Annotated in this window: 6 protein-coding genes; all 6 read left to right on the forward strand. The window is 75.8% G+C overall.

Annotation, left to right across the window (positions count from 1 at the left end; genetic code table 11):
• The first annotated feature begins 26 nt into the window (after nucleotides 1-26).
• A complete protein-coding gene (ribA, locus tag EDJALFJO_RS23925) occupies nucleotides 27-782 on the forward strand; it encodes a GTP cyclohydrolase II (RefSeq protein WP_233150000.1) in 756 nt (251 codons plus the stop codon).
• Nucleotides 783-868: 86 nt separating this feature from the next.
• Complete coding sequence (locus EDJALFJO_RS23930) at nucleotides 869-1,762, forward strand: hypothetical protein (protein ID WP_088288815.1); 894 nt, start codon at nucleotides 869-871, stop codon at nucleotides 1,760-1,762.
• Nucleotides 1,763-1,879: 117 nt separating this feature from the next.
• A complete protein-coding gene (locus EDJALFJO_RS23935) occupies nucleotides 1,880-2,965 on the forward strand; it encodes a thiamine pyrophosphate-dependent dehydrogenase E1 component subunit alpha (protein WP_088288816.1) in 1,086 nt (361 codons plus the stop codon).
• A 38-nt stretch (nucleotides 2,966-3,003) separates the two neighbouring features.
• Nucleotides 3,004-3,948 carry an alpha-ketoacid dehydrogenase subunit beta gene (locus EDJALFJO_RS23940; RefSeq protein ID WP_369812575.1) on the forward strand — a complete coding sequence of 315 codons (945 nt, stop codon included), beginning with the start codon at nucleotides 3,004-3,006 and terminating at the stop codon, nucleotides 3,946-3,948.
• Between the two features lie 96 nt (nucleotides 3,949-4,044).
• Nucleotides 4,045-5,004 carry a TIGR03564 family F420-dependent LLM class oxidoreductase gene (locus EDJALFJO_RS23945; RefSeq protein WP_088288818.1) on the forward strand — a complete coding sequence of 320 codons (960 nt, stop codon included), beginning with the start codon at nucleotides 4,045-4,047 and terminating at the stop codon, nucleotides 5,002-5,004.
• The coding region (locus tag EDJALFJO_RS23950) for an argininosuccinate lyase (RefSeq protein WP_088288819.1) at nucleotides 5,001-6,499 on the forward strand (1,499 nt) is incomplete at its 3' end. The genes EDJALFJO_RS23945 and EDJALFJO_RS23950, both read left to right, overlap by 4 nt.

Genomic DNA, 6,499 nt, shown 5'->3' on the forward strand with positions numbered 1-6,499 from the left:
GCCGGCCCCGGCCGCTCCCTGCTGCCGTGACCACTTCCCGATCCGAGGACAGGACGCCGATGGCCGACCCGCTGCCCCTGCCGGGCACCCCCGAGACCCGGACCGCCACCCACGGGCAGACCCCTCCCGAGGCCGCCGTCCGGCGGCGGGTGACCGTGCCGCTGCGTGCACCCGACGGCTATGAAACGCGGGCGGACGTGTTCACGTTCGACGGTCTCGTCGACGGCAAGGAGCACCTCGCCCTCGGCCTCGGCGACTGGCAGCGCTCGCTGCGCCGCGCGGCGGCCGTCGGCCGGGGCACGCTCGTGCGGGCGCACTCGGAGTGCCTCACCGGCGACGTCCTCGGCTCGCTGCGCTGCGACTGCGGCCCGCAGCTGCGCGAGGCGCTCGAGCGGGTGACCGAGGTCGGCGGGTTCGTCCTCTACCTGCGCCAGGAGGGCCGCGGCATCGGGCTCTACGCCAAGCTCGACGCCTACGCCCTCCAGGACGACGGCCTCGACACCTACGCGGCCAACCGCAGCCTCGGGCACGCGGACGACGAGCGCGACTACGCCGCGGCCGCCCAGATGCTCCACGCGCTGGGGGCGCCCCGGGTCGCCCTCCTCAGCAACAACCCCGACAAGGCGGCGCAGCTCGAGGCGTACGGCGTCGAGGTCATCGAGCGCGTCCCGACGCGGGTGCACCTGTCCGCGGCCAACGCGGGGTACCTGTCGGCGAAGGTCCGCCACACGGCGCACACGATCGAGCTGCCCGGGGTCGTCCCGGAGGCCGCGGGCGGCTGAGCGGGAGGTCGCTCGCGCCACCGGCACCTCGTGTAACCTCTGCCGCCGTTGCGGCAGCCAGAGGGGCGGCCCGGCGAGAGGGACCGATGAGCGAGCAACCGCAGGGCCCGGGCTGGTGGCTGGCCTCCGACGGTCGGTACTACCCGCCCGCTCAGGAGGCCCCGGAGGCCGCCCGGCCGCCCCAGTACCAGGCACCTCAGTACGAGGCACCTCAGTACCAGGCCCCCCAGTACGCGGCACCCCAGCACCCGGCCCAGAACCCACCGGCGCAGTACCAGCCGGCCCAGTACCAGCCGCACGCCGCCGGACCCGTGCCGCCGTCGCCCGGCATGAGCGGCTGCGGCAAGGTCGCGCTCGTCGCGGGCGGCGTCCTCCTCGTCCTCGGCGTCGTGGTCGTGGTCGCCGTCGTCCTCGGCGTCCGGTGGCTCGGGAACAAGGCCACGGACTTCGTCGAGCCCGGCAGCTGCGAGATCACGTCCGACGCCGTCGTCAGCGAGGCGCTCGGGACGCCGATCACCCTGGAGAAGGGCACCGGGCTGGGCGGTCTGGTGTCGGGGATCATCGACGCGCGGGTGCTGGCGGACGCGCCGTCCTGCTGGGGGTCGGCGTCCGCCGAGGACTCGGGCGCCCTTCTCGTGCGCGTCGCGGTCGTCCGTGGCGGCGACGCCGCGGCCCGGTTCCGGGCCGAGGTGAAGCAGGCCAAGGGGGTCGTCGTGTCCAGCACCGACGACGGCGAGGGGACGAGCACGACGGTCGAGACGTCGCCGTACTACGGCACGGCCGTCGAGGGCATCGGCGACGAGGCCTTCTGCACCTCGCTGGGCCTCACGGGGACCGTCGGCATCCTGGTCCGTTCCGGCGACGACCTGGTCTACGCCAGCGTCGGGGGCACGCCTGACGGCTCCACCGCCGACCTGCTGGACGAGACGGCCGGCTGCGAGCGGGCCCGGAAGCTCGCCTCCGCAGTGCTGGCGGGCTGAGCGGCGCTCGTCCCCCACGGGCAACCCGGCGGCCGAAGACTGGCCGCCCGGGACGAGTCGGGCGGCCCGCACCGCTGCCTACCGTTCCCCTCTGGTGACGACGCAGAGGGGTTGCCGATGTCCACCGACACATCAGCCGGGCAGGCCGCCTCCGGCGCCGCGCGTGGCGAGCACCCGACGCCGGACCGGAACGAGGGTCTCACCGCGGACGACCTGCGGGACCTGGCGCCGGCCGATCAGGATCTGCGCCTGTACCGGGCCATGGCCTTCGTCCGGGCCTTCGAGGAACGTGTCGAGACCCTCTACAAGCAGGGCCAGGTCCGCGGCCCGGCGCACCTCGCGCTCGGGCACGAGGCCGTCGCGGTCGGGGTCGGCGCGGCGCTCGGCCCCCAGGACCGCTCGATCGGCACCTACCGCGGCCACCACCACGCGCTCGTCCGCGGCACCCCGCCCGACGGCATGATGCTCGAGCTGCTCGGCCGCGCCGGGGGCGTCTGCGGCGGCAAGGGCGGCTCGATGCACGTCCTCAGCGTCGAGCACGGCTACCTCGGGTCGCACGCGATCATCGGCGCCCACCTCCCGGTCGCGGCCGGGCTCGGCTGGGCGAGCCAGGTGCTCGGCGAGGACCGGGTCACCGCCTGCTTCTTCGGCGACGGCGCGACGAACATCGGCGCGTTCCACGAGGCGCTCAACCTCGCTGCCGTCTGGCACCTGCCCGTCGTCTTCGTCTGCGAGAACAACGGGTACATGGAGTACACCCCGATCGAGACCGTCGTCCCGGTGACCTACCCCGCGGCGGACCGCGCGGCCGCCTACGGGCTGCCGGCGATCACCGTCGACGGCAACGACGTGAGCGCGGTCCGGGAGGTCGCCGTCGCGGCCGTCGCGACCGCCCGCCGCGGCGAGGGCCCGGTGCTCGTCGAGGCGCGGACCTACCGGCACGGCGGCCACTCGGTCGCCGACCCGGCCGCGTACCGGCCCCTCGGCGAGGTCGAGGCGTGGAAGGCCCGCGACCCGCTCGCCGTGCACCGGGACGCCGCCGTCGCGCGCGGCGGCGACCCGGCGGTGTACGAGGCCGTCATGCCGGAGGTCCGCGAACAGGTGGCGGCGATCGCCCGCCGGGCCCAGGAAGCGCCGCGGCCGGATGCCGCGGACGCCTGGACCGACGTCTGGAGCGACGGGAGCAGCACGTGGCGGAGCTGACGTACCGGGAGGCGGTCGCGGCCGGCCTGGCCCGGGAGATGGACCGGGACCCGACCGTCGTCCTCATCGGGGAGGACCTGCGCGCGGGCGGGGTCTTCAAGACGACGAAGGGGCTCTTCGAGCGGTTCGGCCCGGTGCGGGTGCGGGACACCCCGATCTCCGAGCAAGCGATCGTCGGGGCCGCGATGGGCGCTGCGATGGGCGGCCTGCGCCCGGTCGCCGAGATCATGTTCAGCGACTTCTACGCGACGTGCTGGGACGGCGTCGTCAACGAGATCGCCAAGGCCCGGTACATGAGCGCGGGCCGGCTGACCCTGCCGCTCGTCATCCGCTCGGCGAACGGCGGCGGGATCGGCTTCGGCGCCCAGCACAGCCAGGCCACCGAGAACTGGGCGATGTGCGTGCCCGGCCTGAAGATCGCCTGCCCGTCGACCCCCGGCGACGCCGTCGGGCTGCTCGCCGCCGCGGTGCGCAGCGACGACCCGGTCCTCGTCTTCGAGCACAAGGCGCTGTACGGCGTGCGCGGCGAGGTGCCGGACGGCGACCACGTCGTCCCGCTCGGGCGGGCGGGGGTCCGCCGCTCCGGCGCCGACGTGACGCTCGTCGGCCTCGCCGCGACCGTGCCGATGTGCCTGGCGGCCGCGGCCGACCTCGCCGCCGCGGGCGTGGAGGCCGAGGTGATCGACCTGCGCTGCCTCGTCCCGCTCGACGCCGCGACGGTGCTGGAGTCCGTCGGGCGGACCGGCCGGCTCGTCGTCGTCGAGGAGAACCCCGGCCAGCTCGGCTGGGGCGCCGCGGTGGCCGCCCTCGTCGCCGAGGAGGCGTTCGGCGACCTGCGGGCGCCGGTGCTGCGGGTCAGCGGCGGCAACGTCCCGCTGCCGGTCGCCAAGGAGCTCGAGGCGGAGGTCTCCCCGAGCGCCGCGAAGGTCGTCGCCGCGGTGCACCGTGCCCTCGACCACCGCCGGGTCGCGCCGGTCGCCTGACCTGCGCGGTCCCGGGCCCGCGCGGACAAGCCCCGGGGGCATCTTCGTCCGTGCGGGACATGCCCGAAGGGCCGTACCGGACCGGATGCTGACCCGGTGAGGATCGCGATCGGCATCGGCGCCGAGCTCGTCGGACGACCCCTGCTCCCGGCGGAGGTCGCCCAGCAGGCGTGCGACGCCGAGGCGGCCGGCTTCGGCTCGGCGTGGACGGTGCACCTGTCGCGCGGCATCGACGCGCTGAGCGTCCTCGCCGTCGCCGGCAGCCGGACCTCGACGATCGACCTCGGCGTCGGCGTCGTCCCAACCTACCCGCGGCACCCGCACGCGCTCGCCCAGGCCGCGGCCACCGTCCAGTCGCTCTGCGGCGGCCGGCTCACCCTCGGCGTCGGGGTCTCGCACAAGCCGGTGGTCGAGGGGCTCTTCGGCCTGCCGTACACCTCCCCCGCGGCGCACATGCGCGAGTACCTCTCGGTGCTCGTCCCGCTGCTGCGCGAGGGATCGGTGACCTACCGCGGCGAGCACTTCAGCGTCGACGGCGGGTTCGGCGTCCCCGGGACGAGCCCGGTGAGCGTCGTCGTCGGCGGCCTCGGCCCGCTCATGGTCGCCGCCGCCGGCGAGCTCGCCGACGGGACCGTGACCTGGCTCGCGACCCCGCACGGCCTCGCCTCCGACATCGGCCCCCGGCTGCGTGCCTCGGCCGAGGGCGCCGGCCGCCCGTCGCCGCGGCTCGTGGCCGCGATCCCGGTCGCGGTCTGCGGGGACGACGACGCGTCGCGGGCGGCCGCCCGCGAGGCCGCCGGCACCGTCTTCGCCCGGTACGCGGGTCTGGAGAACTACCAGCGCCTCATGGCCCGCCAGAGCGTCGAGCACGTCGCGGACGTCGCGGTCGTCGGCACCGAGGAGGACGTCGCCCGGCAGTTGCGCGCGTACGCGGACGCCGGCACGACCGAGCTCTGGGCGACCCCGTTCGGGCTCGGCCCGGCCGGTGCGCCGGACGACGGCACCTCGGCCCGCACGACCGCGTTCCTCGCCGGGCTCGCCCGGGAGGGCCTGTGACCGGCCGGCTCGGGAAGTACGCCCCGGAGCTCGTCGAGGGCGGCTTCGCGATCGAGGTCGCCGACGCGCCGCTGCTCCACGAGGGCATCGACCTGGCCGACCTCGCGCACCTCGTCGTCCTCACCGAGCAGCACCTCGTCCCGGCGGACGCGGCGGCCCGGCTGTTCGCCGTCCTCCTCGAGGCGCACGCGACGCCGGTCGAGGCGTTCGGCTACGACCCGGTCCACGGCGAGACGTACAACTGCCGGGAGCGCGTGTTCGCCGCCCGGATCGGCGACGACGCCGGTTGGCTGCACGTCGCCCGCACCCGGCGCGAGGCGGTCCGGGTGGCGCTGCGGCTGCGGCTGCGCACCGACCTGCTCGAGCTCGTCGGGGCCGCCGCCGGGTTCGTGCGTGCCGTCGCCGACCAGGCCGACGCCCATGCCGAGACCTACCTCGCCGACCAGACGTACCTCCAGCACGCGCAGCCCTCGACCTTCGGGCACTACCTCCTCGCCTTCGCCTACCCCGTCCTGCGGGACGTCGAGCGGCTGCAGGCGGACCTGGCGGCCCTGAACCGCAGCGCCGGCGGCGTGGGCAGCGTCAACGGTGGCCGGCTGCCGTACGACCGGCAGCGGGTCAGCAACCTGCTCGGGTTCGACGGGATCCTGGAGCACACCCGGGACGCGATGTGGGCGACCGACGGGATGGTCTCCGCGCTGGCCTCCGCGACGAGCCTCGTGACGACGCTGAGCAAGCTCGCCGAGGACCTCGAGATCTGGGCGAGCAACGAGTACGGCTGGCTGCAGCTCGCCGACGGGCACTCGCGCAGCAGCGTCATGATGCCGCAGAAGCGGAACCCGTACGCGCTGTCGATGGTCCGCGGCGAGGCCGGCATCCTCATCGGCCGGCTCACCGGGCTGCTCACGGTCTGCCGGACGCCGTCGGCCCGCAGCGACGGGATGATCTTCGCGTACGGCGAGGTGCCGCGGGCCCTGTCGCTGGCCACCCGGGCGACCCGGCTCATGGCCGGGGTCGTCGCCGGCGTCGAGGTCGACGCCCCGGCGATGCGCCGGGCCCTCGACGCGTCCTTCACGCAGGCGACCGACCTCGCCGAGCACGTCATGACGACCTGCGGGCTCGACTACCGGACGGCGTACGAGGTCGTCGGGGCCGCCGTCCGCACCGCGGCCGCCGCGGGCCTGGCGGGTCGCGACCTCACCGGCGACATGCTCGACACGGCCGCGACGGCCGTGACGGGATCCCCGCTCGGGCTGGCCGGCACCGACCTCGCGGGCGTCCTCGACGCGGCCGCGGTGGTCGCCACCCGCACGGGCCCCGGTGGCGCCGCCCCGGACGTCGTCCGCGCCATGGCCGCCCGCTGCCGGGCCGACGCGGACGGCGTCCTCGCCGCCGTGCACGACCGGCGCGCGGCCTTCACCGCCGCCGAGACCGCCCTGCTCGACCTCGCCGTCGACTGGGCGTCGTTCGGGGTCGGGCAGCCGCTGCTCTCCCC

Origin of the sequence: Kineosporia sp. A_224 (assembly GCF_002198655.1) — a bacterium.
Taxonomy (GTDB): domain Bacteria; phylum Actinomycetota; class Actinomycetes; order Actinomycetales; family Kineosporiaceae; genus R-H-3.